The following is a 393-nucleotide window of genomic DNA, read 5'->3' as shown; positions in this document are numbered from 1 at the left end:
TATAATTTATAGTCATTTCCATAATTGAGTGTAAAACCATGTCCAAGCACAGCGGCTTTGTATTCCGCCGTCCCACGCTGGCAAGCAGTATTGCCGATGGTCTGGTGGGGGCCGGTATCCAGGATTTCACCTCTGGCCTGTTTCTCGCGGCGCCGCGTCGCACGGGCAAAAGTACTTTTTTGCGCGAAGACCTGATCCCGGAGTGTCAGCTTCGAGGGTGGCTGGCGGTGTACGTCGATCTGTGGGCTGACAAAGAAAAAGACCCCGCAGAGTTGATTGCCAGCGCCATCGCCGCAGCGCTGGTTCCCTATGAAAAGGGCATTCGCAAGCTCGCCAAGAACCTTGGGATCGAGAAACTGAGCTTTCTGCGCACGTTGTCCTGGGACTTCAGCA

The 393-nt window shown here is 55.0% G+C and carries 1 pseudogene; it reads left to right on the top strand.

The features are described 5' to 3' along the window. Positions 1 to 38: 38 nt before the first annotated feature. Positions 39 to 393 (top strand): annotated as a pseudogene (locus tag SOP95_RS31975) (hypothetical protein); the annotation flags it as partial.

Source organism: Pseudomonas sp. YuFO8, assembly GCF_035065025.1.
Lineage (GTDB): Bacteria > Pseudomonadota > Gammaproteobacteria > Pseudomonadales > Pseudomonadaceae > Aquipseudomonas > Aquipseudomonas putida_AE.
This window is presented reverse-complemented; position numbering and strand designations above follow the sequence as displayed.